Here is a 15667-nt window from a genome sequence, read left to right as displayed (position 1 = left end):
GTGCGCCCTCTACCCTGACCGCGATGCCCCGACGTCCCTCCGCCGCCCGGCGCCGACCGCCCGCCCGGCGACGCCCCGCCGATCGGCGCGCCCGGTCCGCGCGGCGCCGGGGTGCACGCGGCAGCCTCATCGCCGCGGTCGTCGCCCTGACCGTCGCGCCCCTCATCCTGATCGTGGCGCTCCTGGCCGCCGGCAGCGCCGCGATCAGCGCCTTCGACGGCGGCGACCCGATCGACGTCGGTATCGGCGACGCACCCCGCCCGCCCGGGATCGCGGAGCCGGGCATCGCGGGCTACGGTTCCGGTCAGCTCGCCAACGCGTGCACGATCCTCGCGGCGGGGCGCGATCTCGGCTTCGACGAGCGCGACCAGACGATCGCGATCATGACGGCGATGGGCGAATCATCGCTGCGAAACCTCGACTACGGGGACTGGGAGACGAGCGGAGTGACCAATCCCGACGGATCGCCCACGACCTCGATCGGGTTGTTCCAACAGCAGGATTCCTGGGGCTCCCGCGACGAGCGCCTCGATCCGTACACGGCGGCGACGATCTTCTTCCGCGCGATGGCCGAGCGTGTCCCGGACCGGGCAGCGCTCGATCCCACGCAGGTCGCACACGAGACGCAGGTCAACGCCGACCCGCTGCACTACGCCCGATTCTGGGACCGCGCGGTGCGCGTCGTCGCGGCGCTGAACGGCACACCCCGCGAGGGAGACCGTACAGACGGGATCGCGCTCTGCCCCTCGTGAGCGGTGCTCTGCTCTTGGGCGGCGGCACTCTGCTCCTGAGCAGCGCTCTGCTCCTGAGCGGCACTCTGCGCGCCCGGTGAGTACTGCCCGGCGGGACGCGGGTTCGGCGACCGGGACGGAGAACTACTCACCGCCGGCGACGCGTCGGCGCACGCCGCCTAGATTCGAAGGTCGCGCGCAGGCTAACTCTGTCGGCGGATGAAGCGCATCAACGCGGCGATGATCCCGATGACGAGGATGATCAGCCCGATCCAGAGCAGGAATTTCACCGCCTCGACGAACACGCCCAGCAGCAGCAGAACGATTCCGATGACGACCAAGAGAACAGCGATACCGACCATGCCCTCAGTCTGCGATGCGGCTCATTCACGTGGGGGGCCCTTGACGAAGACGACGGCCCCGGGCATGGGCGCCCGGACCCATCGATGATCCGCTTCGCTCCTGACTTTTCCCCCTCGGGTGGTTCCTGTTCGCCGCCATGGTGCTGCTGGTCGCCACCTAGCTCTACTTCTGGTGGATGGTGGTACGCGCCAGCGCCCACGGTCACGTGTCGCGTCGGACGCTCACCGACGCGGATGTGGCGCACGCGCTCGGCACCGCCGCCGAGCGTGGGCACACCGCGCAGTTCCTCATCCAGATCACGACGAAGGGCGGCGCGCTGGCCGTCGTGCAGCGCGGCATCGACACGGTCCTCGAGGGCGTCGCCGCATTCCCGAGCCTTCAGCGGGCCGTCTGGGTCGAGATCGTGACGGAGGAGGCACAGGAGGTCGCCGCCCTGGCGGCGCGCTACGCCGACGCGGCCGTGCCCGTCCTCCCGTTCCTCCTGCCGCGCGACTACCGCACCCCGCTCGGCACCCTGTTGAAGGCGCGCGCACTGGAGTTCATGGTCGACGAGCACCGGCGCGATCCGCGCGATTGCTACGTCGTCCACTTCGATGAGGAGTCCGTCCTCACCCCCATGAACCTCGCACGGCTGGTCCACCGGCTGGCCGAGTATCCGGTCGGGATCTCGGAGGGCATGATCTCCTACGGTCTCGACTGGGACCGCGCGACGCTCGTCAACAAGGCGATGGAATCGAACCGGCCCTTCGGGTGCCACGAGTGCTACGCCGTCATGACAAGTCCTCCGCCGCTGCACCTGCACGGCTCGAATCTCGTCGTCCGCCAGGATCTGGAGAACGAGATCGGATGGGACATCGGCACCCTGGACGGCGCCGCTCTCATCGCCGAGGACCTGGTGTTCGGTCTGTCCGCCTACCTGCGCTTCGGCCGCGGGGTCTTCGGCTGGCACCACACGGAGATGATCGAGCAGCCGCCGTTCACGCTGAAGGCGGCGTACAATCAGCGTGAGCGCTGGGTGTTCGGCGCCTTGCAGGCGTTGTCCCACTTGCAGCGCAGTCCCCAGTGGAGACGACTGTCACGCCGTGACCGCGCGCACATCGCCGTCGTGATCCGCGCACGCGTGTTCACGTACGCGCTCGGGTTCCCGATCTCGCTGCTCGCGCTGGTGTCCAACGCCATGCTCGTCGCCGCGGCGGCCGCGGAGGCTGTCGCGACCGGGATGCTGGATGTCGCGCCGCCCGAGCTCACGGTGTACGGGATCGTCTCCGCCATCGGTCTGACTCTGTGGCTCGCCGGGACCCAGCTCGGGCTCTTCTACAACCTCCGCTACACCGGGATGCCTCGGATCACGAAGGCGCGCGAGCATCTTCTGGTGCTCCTGGTGACGCCTCTCGCGGGCATCGTCGACACCGCGGGCCCTCTGGTCGCGGTCGCCAAATGGAGCGTCGGCATCCGCGCGGTGGCGTGGAAGCCGACGCCCAAGCTCGCACCCGCGCCGAAGTCCACACCGGCGCCCGCATCCGGTGCGGCGCGTGTCGGCTGAGGAATTTCGCGCCACCGCGTCACGATCTGGCGACCCCCGCGTCTCTCAGACATGCACCCCGCGCACACCGAGTTCACCGTTCCGCCCCGTCGCGCATGGCGGCGCTGGATGCCGTGGCCGACGACGGGGTCCAGGGAGCGGATCGCGCCCGATCGGATCGTGATCCGCGGACCGCTGGTGCACGTCTACTACGGGCAGGACACGGCGATCTGGCGGCGGGGTCTGGTGGGCTTCTGCGTGCCGCGTGCGGGCGATGCCAGGGTGGACCGACGCCTGCGGCACTGCATCTTGGTGACGGTTCTGGGGGCCGACCCCTGCATTCTGGACTGCCGCGCGTTCACCGACGATGCGTTCGCGGATCTCGTGCGTCATCTGCGCAACTTCGAGTCCATCGGCGATTCTGCACAGAATGCGTGGGACCTCCACGCATTCCTCGGCGAGGCCCTAGTCTGAGAAGACCCGAAGATGAGAGCTTTCTCACAAAGCCCGAAAACCCGAAGACCGATGCCCGAGCTGTCTGACGACGATCTCGTCGAACGCGTCCGCGCGAACGACTCCCGCGCCTACGGCGAGCTGTGGCTGCGCCATTCCGCCGCCGCCCACGCCGTCGCGCGCGCGTTCACGTCGCTCGACCCCGACGACGTCGTCGCCGAGGCCTTCACCCGCATCCTCGCCGCGATCGGACGCGGTCAAGGCCCCGTCATGGGCTTCCGCCCGTACCTCCTGACCGCGGTGCGCAACGTCGCCGCGGAGTGGGGCTCCCGCCAGGTCAAGGCGGACACGATGGACCTGGAGGACGCGGCCGGTGCCGCATCCGTGGATGCGGAGCACTCCGCGCTATCCGCGCTCGAGCGCGGAACCACCGCCAATGTGTTCCGCAGCCTGCCGACGAGATGGCAGGAAGCGCTCTGGTACAGCGAAGTCGACGGGCTCAAGCCCCGGCAGTTCGCGCCGCTGATGGGTCTCGCCCCCAACGCCGCATCCGCCCTCGTGATCCGCGCCCGCCGCGGTTTCCGAGACGCGTGGGTCACGGCACAACTGCGCAATCCGAGCGGCCCCGACTGCCACGAGACGCTCCCCCTGCTGGGCACGCACACCCGGGGCGCCCTCTCGCGACGTGATGCCCGACGCGTGGATGCCCACCTCGCCACCTGTACCGGATGCGCGCTCGCGTGGAGCGAAGCCCGCGACGTCGCGTCGCGACTCGCCCTCGTGCTCATTCCGCTCGTGGTGGGCGTCTCGGCGACGGCGAGCTACGCCGCGTGGGCGCAGTCCGGCGGCGCACAGGCCGCAGCCGTGGCGATGGCCGCCGGGAGCGGTGGATCCGCATCCGCATCCGGCGGCGGCTGGCTCGGAGCGCTGCGTCCTCGCGGTGCCGGTCGCAGCTCCTGGCAGGTCACCACCGTCGTCGCCGTCTCGGCGGTCGCCGTGGTGGCCGGCGGCGTGGCGTGGGCGGCCACCGGCGGCATCGGCGACATGCTCGCCGCGCCTGCGCCCGCGGCGATCGAGCCGGCGGATTCCGCGGCGGAGTCGCCGAGCATGACGACACCGGAGGAAGCGACTCCCGAGGTCTTCGTCACCCCGGACGCCGCGGCGACCCCGACGAGCGCACCGACGCCCGCACCGACCCCGCAGGCCTCTCGCACCCCCCGCGCTGTCCCTCCGCAGCCGGCCCAAGAGCCGACACCTGCCCCCTCGGGTCCCTTCGGCCTGCCTTCGCCATCGGTCACGCCCACCCCGCGCCCCACGGCGTCGCCGTCACCGTCACCGTCACCGTCACCGTCACCGTCACCGTCACCGTCACCGAGCGTGTCGCCGTCGCCGTCGCCGTCGCCGAGCGTGTCACCCATGCCCTCGCCGTCACCCACCGCGTCGCCCTCGCCCACAGCATCACCTTCGCCCACAGCATCACCTTCGCCGTCCGCCTCACCTTCTCCGTCACCCACCGCCTCGCCGTCGCCGTCGCCGTCGCCGTCGCCGAGCGGGCCCACGGAACCGACAGAGCCCGGATGTCCGTGGCCCTGGGGCTGGTTCTGCTTCCCGTTCTGATCGAACGATCTCGGAAACCGCGTCACGAAACCTTCTGAAACGCATCTCTCCTCGCAGGAAACGCGATCCCCGCGTCACCGCAGACCCGAGAGGCCCCGCAGATCGTGAGCGACATCACCCGCGAACCACCCTGCCCCCTGACCGCCGCCGTCGACGACGAGGACTGGGAGCGCGTCACCAGGGTGATCGCAGAGCACTGGTCGGAGCTCATCCTTCACGATGCCCCGACGCTCCTGGCGGCGTTGGAGCGGCTGCCGCCGTCGACGCTCGCCGCACAGCCCCGCTACGTCGCCGCACGCACGTACCTGCGCCACCTCTCCCGCGGCGAGGGAAGCGTCCATCGCTACCGGCACTCCGCATTCGAACGACCCGAGTCACTGCTGGACGTGCTCGTCGAGCACACCAGTCGCGCGGCCGCCGAGCGCAGTGCCGGCCATGTCACGGCAGCCCTCATCCACGTCGAACGGGGCCGTGAAGCGCTCGAGGCCGCCGCGAGCGAAGCGGTAGAGACGGCGCAGTCGGCGCTGCCCCACCTCCACGCGCAGTGGGCGCGTGTGCGTGAGTTCGCCGGCCAAGTCGAGCAGGCCGTGACCGAGTACCAGGATGCGTACGACCTCGCCGTCCTGATGGACGACCCCCTCATCCGCGCGTCCGCATCCTCCTCGCTGGCCGGCATCCACGCGCTCGCGGGTCATCGTTCGGCCGCGCTGCACTGGCTGCGCATCGCCGAGGCCGGCTCGCTGAGCACCGCGGCCGCGAAGTACGGCGTGCCGGCTCGGTTGGCCGAGGCTCTGCACCACGGCGATCTGCTGCGCAACGAGGACGCCGAGCGCGCTCTCACGGCGATCGATCCCGCTGCACTGGGCGAGTACTGGGCCCACGTGCTGCATGCCAAGGCGAGACTCACGTCGGCAGCTGATGCCGCAGCGCTGCTCACCGAGATCGACATCGCCGCGGCCTCACGCCCCGGGCCGCTGAGCGTGACCGGCTTGACCGCCGAGCTCGTGGCCGGTGCGCGCATCGACCTACTGCTGCGCCTGGGCGCGCTGACGCGGGCGACCGCGGTGCTCGAGAAGGCCGAGGAAGCGATCTCTCGCAGCTCGCGCGTCGAAGGATTCGACCTCTGGCCCGTGGAACCCGGCTATCTGACGCTCGCGCGAGGGCGTGTGGAGTCCGCCGCCGGTCAGCACCGTCGCGCGGTCGCCACCCTCATGTCTCTCATCGAGGAGGCGAGTTCCCGGCCCCGGCTGCTGGTGGAGGCCCTCATGGCCGCGGCCGTCGCGAGTCTGCGTCTGGGCGAGCCGGCCAACGCGGGCGAGGCGACCACGCACGCTCTCCGTCTGGCGCGCGAATACGACCTCGCCGGCAGCATGGCCACCGTGTCCCGTAGCGACTTCGATCTGCTGGTGGAGACGGCAGAGCTGGCCGACGACGAGCTGGTCCAGCACATCCGCGGGTCAGCCCGCTTCCCCGAGGCCGCATCCGCGCCCTCGCTCACCGCTCGGGAGCGGGCGGTGCTGCGCGAGCTGGCCACGGGCGCCACGACGGCCCAGATCGCCGACAGGCTCTTCGTGAGCCCCAACACGGTCAAGACGCAGCTGAGCAGCGCCTACCGCAAGCTGGGCGTGGCGTCACGCAAGGAGGCGGAGGCCGCCGTACGGCGCCTCGGATTGAGCTGAGGCGTCATCGGCCCATGACCTGTGTGAGCACCCACCCGCCGGCCACGACGAAGGGAGCCGCCACGGCGACCGCTACGAGACCGATGACACCGATCCATCCGAGCACGACGAGCGCCAGCGCGGACCCGCTGCCACGCGGGCGCAGCGGCGGGTGGAGGGACAGCGTGCGGAGGTTCTCGGTGGTCATGGCTCAAGCCTGGCCACCCACCGCGCCCCTCACATCCACCGCGAGGATGTTTCACATCATCCCTGCGGACTATTCACCCGAAGCGCGTCACACCGCGCGCGGCATCGTGCCCCGCCACGGGCGGCGGGTGGGAGCGGGGGCGGCATGGAACGCCGCCTCCACCCAGCTTCTCCAGCTTCCAGGTCGGCACGCGGAAGATCCGCGCGACCAGCACGACCGGATGCCCCGCCTCGACCACCGCGGCGACGGCGAACTGCTGCAGCGACTCGAACGTGCGCCCCGCCAACGCGCCGCGGCGGAGGTCGTCGAAGGACCGCGGGAGGCGGATCGGCGCGGACGACGCGAGCGGAGCGGACGGGGGCGCCTGCACGCGCGGAGCAGGCTGCACGAACGGAGCGCTACGCGCGGGATACCTGGCCGGATGTGCCGGCGGAGCCGTCGGGTCGGGGGCGGCGCGGTGCACGGGCCCCGCCGGCGCGAACGACGCCACGCCGGAATCGCCGAGGTATCCGACCGGGGGCTCCCAGAGTTCGGGGACCTCGAGCGGGACGTAGCCGGTGGGCGCCGGGCGGGCGACGGGTGATGCCACAGACGCTCCCGTCGGCGCGGCCGGCGCCGGCCTCGTCGTCGCGAACGGCGCGGGCCTCGTCGGCGCGAACGACGGGCGCGTGGGCATCGTCCGCTCGACGGCGGGACGTTCCGTGGCCGCCGGATGCGGCTCCTCGGCGCTGTCGGGCACGCGCGCCATCCGCATCGCCACCACGATCAGGGCAGCGATCGCGAGGGCCGTGACGACGAGAACGGGGTTCTCGCGTGCCCAGACGATCAGGTCCATGACGCTTCCTCTTCCGCTGCGGCATCCGGACGCGAGCGTCGCGGATCGTGCCGCGCTCGGAGGGGGTCGGGGTGGCCCGTCAGAGCTGGCACACGAGGTCTTCACGGGAAGACTACTCCTCCGCGCGCGCTCGGCAACGATCCGCGAGGACCGATTCCGAACCGAAATGAACGGCGGGCCCCGGATGTTCGGGACCGGGGCCCGCCGCGCAAGAGCCTTCGCGGGGACCTTGCAGCGCCCATCATCGTCGACCAATCCCGGTGCGGACTCTGCGGATGCGGTGAATTCGCCCGGCGATTCACCCGACGCACGGATGCGGAGAACTGCTCAACCGGAAACACCGCGTTCATCAACCATCTCTAGTGTTCGGCGCATGGCACACGCACCGATCAAGGCCGTCATCCCCGCAGCGGGGCTCGGGACCCGTTTCCTCCCCGCGACGAAGGCGATGCCGAAGGAGATGCTGCCGGTCGTCGACAAGCCCGCGATCCAGTACGTGGTCGAAGAGGCGGTAGCCGCCGGCAGCGACGACGTGTTGGTCATCGTCGGACGCAACAAGAATGCCCTCGCGAACCACTTCGACCGCGTCGCGGAGCTCGAGCACACGCTCGAGAGGAAGGGCGACGCCGCCAAGCTGGAGAAGGTCATGGAGGCCAGCAGGTTGGCCGACGTGCACTTCGTGCGGCAAGGCGACCCACTCGGACTCGGTCACGCCGTGCTGCGCGCCCGCAAGCACGTGGGTCATGAGACGTTCGCCGTTCTCCTCGGCGACGACCTGATCGATGCCCGCGATGTGCTGCTCGCGCGCATGATCGAGGTGTCCCAGGCCCGTTCTGCGACCGTCGTCGCCCTGATGGAGGTCGATCCGACGCAGATCCACCTCTACGGCTGCGCAGCCGTCGTCCCCACCGCCGAGGACGACGTCGTGGCCATCACCGGCCTCGTCGAGAAGCCGTCGGCCGCCGACGCACCGAGCAATCTCGCCGTCATCGGACGCTACGTGCTCAAGCCCGAGATCTTCGACGTGCTCGAGAAGACCGCGCCGGGCAAGGGCGGCGAGATCCAGCTCACCGATGCGCTGGAAGCGCTGGCCGAGGACGAGAGCATCGGCGGCCCTGTCCTGGGCGTCGTCTTCCGCGGCCGCCGTTACGACACGGGCGATCGGCTCGACTACATCAAGTCCAATGTGCAGCTGGCCCTCGACCGTCCCGACCTCGGACCCGATCTCGCGGACTGGATCAAGAAGCTCGCCACCACTCTCTGAGAGCGACGAGGGCGCACAGACGAGAATCACATCGCCCGTCGATAGCCGAGAACGGGCAAAGTAGGAGAACACACCCGAATCCTCCGGAAGGCACGGCATGAGCGACGCGCGCCCAGACTCCCCCGACGACTCGCAGGCTGGCTCCAGCCCGTTCGATGAGCTGATGCGCCCATCCTCGGGCGAAGACGGCAGCACGTTCTCGGTGGGATTCCGGGGATATGACCGCCATGAGGTCGATGCAGCCATCTCCGAGCTGACGAACCGACTGCAGCGCGCCACGGCGGAGCTCGGAACAGCCGAGGCGCGCCAGCGAGAGACCCTCGATCGGCTGCGCGAGGAGCAGCGGGCCGAGATCGAGCGCCTCGTCTCCGAGACCGAGCAGTCGGTGAACCGGGTGCGCGAGGAGCAGCACGAGCAGGCGGCACGACGGGAGGCTGATCTGCAGACGGCGACGGCGCAGATCGCCGAAGCCGAAGCGCGCATCGCGGCCCTGACCGCGCAGCTCGTCGATCGTCCGGAGGGCGCAGACGGGGCGGAGAGCGCGGCGTCGGACTCCGCCGACCCGTCCACGCGCGACCAGTTCGAGGCCGTCCTCCGCGTCGCCGAGGAGCAGGCCAGCCTCATCGTTCAGAACGCCGCCGCGCAGGCGGAGCGCCTGCTCGAGGCAGCGCGCGAGGAAGTGGCGACCCAACGCACCCAGGCGCAGGCTGACGTCTCCCGCATCCAGGCGCAGGCGCAGCACGATGCCGATCAGGTGCGTCTGCGCATCGAGACCGAGTACACGGCGCACGAGGCGACGATCCAGCGCGAGGCGGCACACGCCGCCGAGAAGCTCGCGCAGGCCGAGCGAGAGGCCGAGACGATCCGCTCCGAGGCGGAGAAGGGGGCCGCGGCGCTGCGAGCGATGGTGACGCGTGAGACGGCCCAGTTGCGCAGCGACACCGAGCGCGACGTCCGCGAGATGAACGCACGCCTGCTCGAGTTCGAGGAGACACTGACCCGTCGTCAGGATGACGCGCAGCAGGAGTTCCTGGTGCTGCACAACCAGGCGGTCGCGCACGCCGAACGCATCACCTCCGATGCCAACGATCAGGTCGCCGCCTCCCTCGAGCACGCCCAGCGCATCTCGGCGAAGGCCGACGACTACGAGAAGCTCATGAGGGCTCAGGCCGCGCAGATCGAAGCGGACGCGCATGTGCGGGCGCAGGAGAACCTCGACCGCGCGCGCACGAAGGCGCACAAGATCGTGTCCACCGTCATCGACCATTCCACCGCCGTTCTGCGCGACGCGGAGGACCGGACCCGCGCACTGCGGTGGCAGCAGCAGCAGCTCACGAGCTTCATGTCGGAGGTGCGCGAACTGATCCGCCCGGAGGGCGTGCTCGCTGCGACGGTCGGCGCGGACGAAGCGACAGCCGACGCGGGAGACGGCGACCGCGAAGACGACGGCGAACACGCCTGAGCGGAAATGCTCAGATCCATGAATCTCCTGTGATCCATGTGATTGAATTCAACTGAATGGTCGCTCCCCGCGAAGGCTCGGCCACTCGCACCCGAGCTGGGGCCCTGGCCAAATGCTCATACCCCCTCCCCGGCATCGCCGAGGAGGGGGTTCTGCGTTTCGCGATCAGCGCGTGAGGACTGCGGCGGCGACGAGTGCGACGACGCCGGCGGCGAGCAGGAGCACGCCGATGTAGAGGGACCAATGCGGACGCTGCGAGAGCTGGCGGTGGAGGCGACGCCGACGACGGGCGCGCGCTTTCGCCTCGCGATCGCTGACGACCGCCTCACGGCTTCCGACGCTCGAGCGATATTCTGAGCGCGAGTACGGTGCCTGCATGCGTCCTCCCAAGGACTCGACGGTTGGAGCCGGACGACCGTCGAGACGCCGGAGCATCAGAGTCGGGAGCCCCCTCATCCGCCGGCCTCCCCCGAAGATACCCACGCATGTTTTCCAGCAGGTTGCGGGTGAGTACTTTCCCGTCGCCGATCACGACCCACCCCCGGCGGCGGGCAGAATGCGACAAAGGAGAGAGGCCGCGATGGGAGCATCGGCAGGCGGGGGTTTCTCCGTCGAAGACGGACTGCTCGACCACCTCGACACCGGGATCGCGATCTTCGACCCCGACGGGCGTCTGCGCGCCGCCAACGCGGCCGCGCACCGCTACGCGCGACTGCAGGGCGTGGATCTGGACGACCTCGACCTGGCGCGCTCCGTGCGCGAGAGCCCGCCCGGATACGACATCGACGACGCCCCCCTGCGGCGGGAACAATCGGTCATCCTCGCCGCAGCCGAGGGCCGCGAGGCGCAGCGCACGGTATGGGCCGGTCCCGTCGATCGCCGCCGAGCCCTGCGCAAGTCGTCGCATCGGATCACGTCGCCCACGAGCGGACTCGAGGGAACGGCGCTGCTCACACGGGACGTCTCGCGACGCGCGCACCACGACCGGCTCCCGCACGACTTCCTCGCCTCGACCTCGCATGAACTGCGAAACCCGCTGACCCCGATCGTGGGGCACCTCGAACTGCTGACCGACGACCTCGCTCGGGGCGAATCGAACGCGTCGGCGCGGCTCGAGGTGCTGCGGCGCAATGTCGACCGGATCATCCACCGTCTCGACGAGCTCCTGCTCCTGGAACATCTCGCGCCACGGCTCACCCTCGCGGAATGCGATGCCGCTCAGATCGTCGAGGACGCGGTCGCGGCGCGCGGCGAGGACGCCTCAGCGCACGAGATCCGCATCCTCGTCGACGTCACCCCGGTCACGGTCCTCGCAGACGCGCACCGAGTGCAGATGGCCGTCGACGCCCTCATCGGCAACGCCGTCAGGTTCGGTCCGCCCGGCTCAGCCATCACGGTGGCGCTCACCTCGGACACCTCCGCGGGGCGGATCGATATCACCGTCATCGACGAGGGCCCCGGCTTCCGCCCGCCCGAACTCGCCCGCGTCTTCGAGCCCTTCCACCGAGGCCGCGACGCACGCGCCAGCGCCGTGCCCGGCCTGGGGCTCGGACTCAGCGTCGCGCGCGCGATCGCGCACGCCCACGGCGGCACCATCGACATCGTCAGCGAGCCGGGATCGGGCGCCGTGGTGACGCTCACGCTGCCCATCGACGGCCGGTGAGGGCATTCTCACGGCCGCGCCCTTCCGCCGCTGCTGCCACTCGTGGTTTACTCCTTCCGAGCGCCCGCTCCCCGCGAAGGCCCGAGCGCTCGCACTCCGTAACGGCCCCTCGCCATCGCCGGCGAGGGGCCGTTCTCTCGGAACTCAGCTGTGGGCGACGACGCTGTCCAGCACGACGGCAGACTCGATCGTCGTCACTGCCACCTCGAGGTCGGGCACATAGGTCTCGCGCAGTCGGGTCGAGCTCTGCGCGAACCGCTGGCGGAGCTCGTCCGCCGCGACGTCCGGCGTGGTGACGGCGCACACCATGGCGACCCGACCGGCGCCGATGAGCCCGACCTCGGCGTCGTCCGCGAGCGTCGCCGTGCAGGCGGCGACCAGTGCCGCGTTGACCTCGTCGATGTACTCCTGGCCGAACGATTCGCGGATCAGCTCCAACTCGTCGACGGTCGCCACCCGCCAGGACACCGCCCCGCTCTCGGCGAGGATCGTCCGGGCACGAGCCGCGAGCCGGTCGCGCGTGCTCACCTGCTGCACCCGGCGACTGGCTCGCTCGTCGCGGGCGGCGGCGAGCACGCCGAAGGCCAGGAGGATCACCGCGATCACGCCCGCGATGGTGGTCGGGCCGGTCGAGAAGTACTGCGCGTAGACCCCGTCGTACAGACCGTCGATCGCGAGGAAGACGGCGCGACCGAGGGAGAAGATCGCGTACCCGACCATCGTCGCCGCGATCGCCAACGTGCCGCTCGTGGCACGCGCGCGGCCGACGCGCGCCTCGATCGCCGTCAGCGCGCATCCTGCGATCAGCAGCAGGATCTTGATCCCGGACGACACGGTCTCGGACAGCAGGATGCTGCACACGAACATCACGACGCCGCCGGCGATCACGGCCCACAGTCGCCACGGACGCCGGTCGTTGAGCGCGCCGACCGCCACCCACAGCAGAGCCGGCGCGAGCACCATCGCCGCGTCGCCCGCGGCGATGGTCCACACCTCGTGCTGGAACGAGAAGTAGATGACGTAGAGCAGGCTCGAGAAGACCGCGAACACCGCCGAGGCGGTGGCGATGCCGAGGAAGGACCCGGAGCGGTACGAGGGACCGCGCACCCAGAGAAAGGCCGCGAGAACGACGAACGTCGCCACGATGCTGACGCCCACCAGCGGCAGACCGGTCATCGCGTTCATGGCCGTTCCCTCCGCCGCAGAATGAGAACGCCATGCTACGCGCGGGAGGATGCCGCCCGTCAGCCCGAGACGGAGAACCCCGTTCGGCTACCGCCGCCGCAGCGGCCGGAAGCTCGGGATGGGAATGGGCTTGCTGATCGGGCTCGCCGGCTCCGGCGCGGCGGTGCCGAAGCGCTCCTCGAACTCCCGCCGCACGTCATCCTCGAAATAGTCCGCGTCATCGCGGAGATCGTCGTGCTCCTTGATACTCATGACCGCCTCCTGCTGCGATCACGGTAGGTCGGCGGATGCGGCAGGCCACGGGGGTTGCGTATCCGCGGCGACCCGTCTAGTCGCGCGCGCTCGCGCCCATGGCGGCGACCGCGTCCGCGAGCAGCGGACGCGGCATCGCGAGCACGAGCCGGAGGAATCCGGGAGCAGCGCACAGTGCGCCGTCGGTCAGCACGACCCCCGCGCGCTCGCGGAAGAAGTCGGCGGGCGCGCCCGGCAGCTCGAGGCGGCGCGCGTCGAGCCAGGCGAGGTAGGTGCCCTCCGGCGGCGTGTACCGCACCTCCGGAAGGTGCTGCGAGAGCAGATCCACCAGCAGCATCCGATTGCCGTCGAGGTAGTCGAGCGTCTCGGCGAGCCAGGGCTCTCCTTCCTCGTACGCGGCGATGGATGCCACGACGCCGAGAGTCGAGGCACCGTGCACGTGCGCGAAACCCACTCGTCGATAGATGTCGTCGTCGTTCTGGTTCGAGGTGATGAGCTGGGCGGCCTTGACCCCAGGAATGTTCCACGCCTTCGACGCGCTCGTGCCCGTGAGGGTGTGCGCGGCGGTGGCCTCGGAGAGGGAGGCATACGGCACGTGCGCGAGCCCGCCGTAGCGCAGCGGCGCGTGGATCTCGTCGGCGAAGACCCGGCCCCCGTGGCGTTCGACCACATCGGCGATCCGGGTGAGCTCCTCACGAGTGAGGACCGAGCCGGTCGGATTGTGCGGGTTGCACAGCACGAGCGTGCGCGCGCCGGCCGAGAACGCCGCATCGATTCCGTCGATGTCGTGCTCCCACCGCCCCGACACCACGCGCCCCGGTACCGGGATCACGGGGTGCCCGATGGCCGGGAGATAGGTGAGGAACGGCATGTACGCGGGTGTGGGAACGATCACCGGCGACCCGACGGGGGCGAACGTCCGCACCGCGACCCCCAGCGCCGCCATCACGTCGGCGACGGGATGCACATGCTCGGGTTCGATGCTCCAGCCGTAGGCGCGCCGCATCCATCCCGCCGTCGCGACCGACATCCGCTGGGCGAGCGCGGGAGACAGATAGCCGAGCGTCTCCTCCTCCACCGCGCGGTGCAGCGCCGCGGTCACCACCGGCGCCGTGCCGAAGTCCATCTCGGCCACCCACGCGCCGATCTTTCCCGGATGCAGACTCCACTTGCGACTCTCCGGGCGATCGAGCGTCTCGCGGCCGCGTTCGTCGTAGGGATGCGTCACAGATCCGACGCTACCGGTGACGTGCTCTCCGAGTGCCCGGGATGCCGTATTCTGTCATTCAAGCAAGGGGAGTACTCCCGCTCGCGGTCGGCTCGTCAGTACGGATCCAACGTCGGATCCCGGGCCGCCGGTCCCGACCAGCATCGGGGCGGAGGAGACCTTGGCGTCATGACCGTACGCCCACCCCTTGGAGTTCTCCGTGAACGTCACCCCCGCCATCTGGCTCATCACGATCGCGATCACGATCGCCTTCTTCGTCTTCGAGTTCTTCGTGCACGTGCGCAAGCCGCACGCCCCCACCATCCGCGAGTCCGCCGTCTGGTCCGTCTTCTACATCGGCCTGGCGCTGCTGTTCGGCGTCGGGATCGGTATGGTCTCGGGCTGGACGTTCGGCGGCGAGTACTTCGCCGGATACCTGACGGAGAAGGCCCTGTCGATCGACAACCTCTTCGTCTTCCTCATCATCATGACGGGCTTCGCGGTGCCGAAGGAGTACCAGCAGAAGGTGCTCATGATCGGCATCGTGATCGCGCTCATCATGCGCGGCGCCTTCATCGCGCTGGGCGCGACCCTGATCGAGAACTTCTCGTGGGTGTTCTACATCTTCGGCGCGTTCCTGCTCTACCTGGCCTGGCAGCAGGCGTTCTCGAGCCACGAGTCCGACCCCTCGAACGGGCGGATCGTGCGGTTCATGCGCCGCATCCTTCCGGTGCGCGACGAGTACCACGGCGACCGGCTGACCGTGAAGATCGACGGCAAGCGCTTCGTGACCCCGATGCTCCTGACGATCGTCGCCGTCGGCTTCATCGATCTGGTCTTCGCCCTCGACTCGATCCCCGCGATCTACGGGCTCACGCAGGAGGCGTACATCGTCTTCACCGCGAACGCCTTCGCCCTGATGGGCCTGCGTCAGCTTCTTCCTCATCGGCGGATTGCTGGAGCGCCTGGTGTACCTCGCGCAGGGCCTCGCCGTCATCCTGGCCTTCATCGGCGTGAAGCTCGTCTTCCACGCGCTGCACGTGAACGAGCTGCCCTTCATCAACGGCGGCCAGCACATCGACTGGGTCCCCGAGATCCCGATCTGGTTCTCGCTGCTGTTCATCGGCGCGACGATCGCGGTGGCCACCGTCGCGAGCCTGCTCAAGACCCGGAACGACCGTCTGAAGGCCGACCGCGCTCAGGTGCAGGGGCACCCCGTCGCCGCCGCCGAGGTCGACGAGCACTGA

15 protein-coding genes and 1 pseudogene are annotated in these 15667 nt (G+C 70.0%); 9 read left to right on the top strand and 7 right to left on the bottom strand.

Annotation, left to right across the window (positions count from 1 at the left end; genetic code table 11):
• Positions 1–23: 23 nt before the first annotated feature.
• The gene (locus AC1VNH_RS13835; RefSeq protein ID WP_483112023.1) at positions 24–752 is read left to right on the top strand and encodes a peptidase M23; all 729 of its coding nucleotides are present in this window, start codon (positions 24–26) and stop codon (positions 750–752) included.
• A 182-nt stretch (positions 753–934) separates the two neighbouring features.
• Here AC1VNH_RS13835 and AC1VNH_RS13830 read toward each other — a convergent pair whose 3' ends face one another.
• Complete coding sequence (locus AC1VNH_RS13830; protein WP_483112021.1) at positions 935–1093, bottom strand: hypothetical protein; 159 nt, start codon at positions 1091–1093, stop codon at positions 935–937.
• Between the two features lie 176 nt (positions 1094–1269).
• On the opposite strand from AC1VNH_RS13830, the gene AC1VNH_RS13825 reads away from it, so the two are divergent.
• The 4 genes from AC1VNH_RS13825 to AC1VNH_RS13810 all read left to right on the top strand — a co-directional run bounded on the left by AC1VNH_RS13825 (position 1270) and on the right by AC1VNH_RS13810 (position 6365).
• Positions 1270–2637 (top strand): glycosyltransferase family 2 protein, encoded by a 1368-nt coding sequence (locus AC1VNH_RS13825; RefSeq protein WP_483112019.1) that lies wholly within the window; start codon positions 1270–1272, stop codon positions 2635–2637.
• 159 nt (positions 2638–2796) lie between these two features.
• Complete coding sequence (locus tag AC1VNH_RS13820; protein ID WP_483112017.1) at positions 2797–3090, top strand: hypothetical protein; 294 nt, start codon at positions 2797–2799, stop codon at positions 3088–3090.
• A gap of 51 nt (positions 3091–3141) precedes the next feature.
• Complete coding sequence (locus AC1VNH_RS13815) at positions 3142–4686, top strand: zf-HC2 domain-containing protein (protein ID WP_483112015.1); 1545 nt, start codon at positions 3142–3144, stop codon at positions 4684–4686.
• A 104-nt stretch (positions 4687–4790) separates the two neighbouring features.
• Complete coding sequence (locus tag AC1VNH_RS13810; RefSeq protein ID WP_483112013.1) at positions 4791–6365, top strand: LuxR C-terminal-related transcriptional regulator; 1575 nt, start codon at positions 4791–4793, stop codon at positions 6363–6365.
• A gap of 4 nt (positions 6366–6369) precedes the next feature.
• On the opposite strand, the gene AC1VNH_RS13805 is transcribed toward AC1VNH_RS13810, so the two are convergent.
• Positions 6370–6552: a hypothetical protein gene (locus AC1VNH_RS13805; protein WP_483112012.1), complete on the bottom strand. Its 183-nt coding sequence runs from the start codon at positions 6550–6552 to the stop codon at positions 6370–6372.
• 73 nt (positions 6553–6625) lie between these two features.
• A complete protein-coding gene (locus AC1VNH_RS13800) occupies positions 6626–7387 on the bottom strand; it encodes a hypothetical protein (protein ID WP_483112010.1) in 762 nt (253 codons plus the stop codon).
• Between the two features lie 373 nt (positions 7388–7760).
• On the opposite strand from AC1VNH_RS13800, the gene galU reads away from it, so the two are divergent.
• Positions 7761–8651: a UTP--glucose-1-phosphate uridylyltransferase GalU gene (gene galU / locus AC1VNH_RS13795; protein ID WP_243226745.1), complete on the top strand. Its 891-nt coding sequence runs from the start codon at positions 7761–7763 to the stop codon at positions 8649–8651.
• Between the two features lie 97 nt (positions 8652–8748).
• Positions 8749–10113, top strand: a complete 1365-nt coding sequence (locus AC1VNH_RS13790; RefSeq protein WP_483112008.1) for a cell division initiation protein — start codon at positions 8749–8751, stop codon at positions 10111–10113.
• Positions 10114–10278: 165 nt separating this feature from the next.
• Here the strand turns inward: AC1VNH_RS13790 and AC1VNH_RS13785 are convergent, their stop codons facing one another.
• Positions 10279–10491 carry a hypothetical protein gene (locus AC1VNH_RS13785; RefSeq protein WP_483112006.1) on the bottom strand — a complete coding sequence of 71 codons (213 nt, stop codon included), beginning with the start codon at positions 10489–10491 and terminating at the stop codon, positions 10279–10281.
• Positions 10492–10693: 202 nt separating this feature from the next.
• Here AC1VNH_RS13785 and AC1VNH_RS13780 point away from each other — a divergent pair, with 202 nt between their 5' ends.
• Positions 10694–11776 carry a sensor histidine kinase gene (locus tag AC1VNH_RS13780; RefSeq protein WP_483112005.1) on the top strand — a complete coding sequence of 361 codons (1083 nt, stop codon included), beginning with the start codon at positions 10694–10696 and terminating at the stop codon, positions 11774–11776.
• 144 nt (positions 11777–11920) lie between these two features.
• On the opposite strand, the gene AC1VNH_RS13775 is transcribed toward AC1VNH_RS13780, so the two are convergent.
• From AC1VNH_RS13775 to AC1VNH_RS13765, 3 genes are all read right to left on the bottom strand, one after another.
• On the bottom strand, positions 11921–12961 hold the full coding sequence (locus tag AC1VNH_RS13775) for a hypothetical protein (protein ID WP_483112003.1): 1041 nt from the start codon (positions 12959–12961) through the stop codon (positions 11921–11923).
• 87 nt (positions 12962–13048) lie between these two features.
• Entirely contained in the window at positions 13049–13213 is a 165-nt protein-coding gene (locus AC1VNH_RS13770) for a hypothetical protein (RefSeq protein ID WP_483112001.1), read from the bottom strand.
• A gap of 76 nt (positions 13214–13289) precedes the next feature.
• The gene (locus AC1VNH_RS13765) at positions 13290–14441 is read right to left on the bottom strand and encodes a MalY/PatB family protein (protein WP_483111999.1); all 1152 of its coding nucleotides are present in this window, start codon (positions 14439–14441) and stop codon (positions 13290–13292) included.
• Positions 14442–14640: 199 nt separating this feature from the next.
• Here AC1VNH_RS13765 and AC1VNH_RS13760 point away from each other — a divergent pair.
• Positions 14641–15667, top strand: a pseudogene (locus AC1VNH_RS13760) (TerC family protein).

This window comes from Microbacterium sp. KU4F, assembly GCF_056868075.1.
The sequence above is the reverse complement of the archived record's forward strand: the minus strand, read 5'-3'. Positions and strand labels throughout refer to the sequence as shown.

Coding starts and splice junctions, on each gene's coding strand:
- AC1VNH_RS13815 (WP_483112015.1), top strand. CDS start 3,142: ATGCCCGAGCTGTCTGACGACGATCTCGTCGAACGCGTCCGCGCGAAC.
- AC1VNH_RS13775 (WP_483112003.1), bottom strand. CDS start 12,961: ATGAACGCGATGACCGGTCTGCCGCTGGTGGGCGTCAGCATCGTGGCG.
- AC1VNH_RS13790 (WP_483112008.1), top strand. CDS start 8,749: ATGAGCGACGCGCGCCCAGACTCCCCCGACGACTCGCAGGCTGGCTCC.
- AC1VNH_RS13770 (WP_483112001.1), bottom strand. CDS start 13,213: ATGAGTATCAAGGAGCACGACGATCTCCGCGATGACGCGGACTATTTC.
- AC1VNH_RS13785 (WP_483112006.1), bottom strand. CDS start 10,491: ATGCAGGCACCGTACTCGCGCTCAGAATATCGCTCGAGCGTCGGAAGC.
- AC1VNH_RS13825 (WP_483112019.1), top strand. CDS start 1,270: ATGGTGGTACGCGCCAGCGCCCACGGTCACGTGTCGCGTCGGACGCTC.
- AC1VNH_RS13805 (WP_483112012.1), bottom strand. CDS start 6,552: ATGACCACCGAGAACCTCCGCACGCTGTCCCTCCACCCGCCGCTGCGC.
- galU (WP_243226745.1), top strand. CDS start 7,761: ATGGCACACGCACCGATCAAGGCCGTCATCCCCGCAGCGGGGCTCGGG.
- AC1VNH_RS13800 (WP_483112010.1), bottom strand. CDS start 7,387: ATGGACCTGATCGTCTGGGCACGCGAGAACCCCGTTCTCGTCGTCACG.
- AC1VNH_RS13835 (WP_483112023.1), top strand. CDS start 24: ATGCCCCGACGTCCCTCCGCCGCCCGGCGCCGACCGCCCGCCCGGCGA.
- AC1VNH_RS13830 (WP_483112021.1), bottom strand. CDS start 1,093: ATGGTCGGTATCGCTGTTCTCTTGGTCGTCATCGGAATCGTTCTGCTG.
- AC1VNH_RS13780 (WP_483112005.1), top strand. CDS start 10,694: ATGGGAGCATCGGCAGGCGGGGGTTTCTCCGTCGAAGACGGACTGCTC.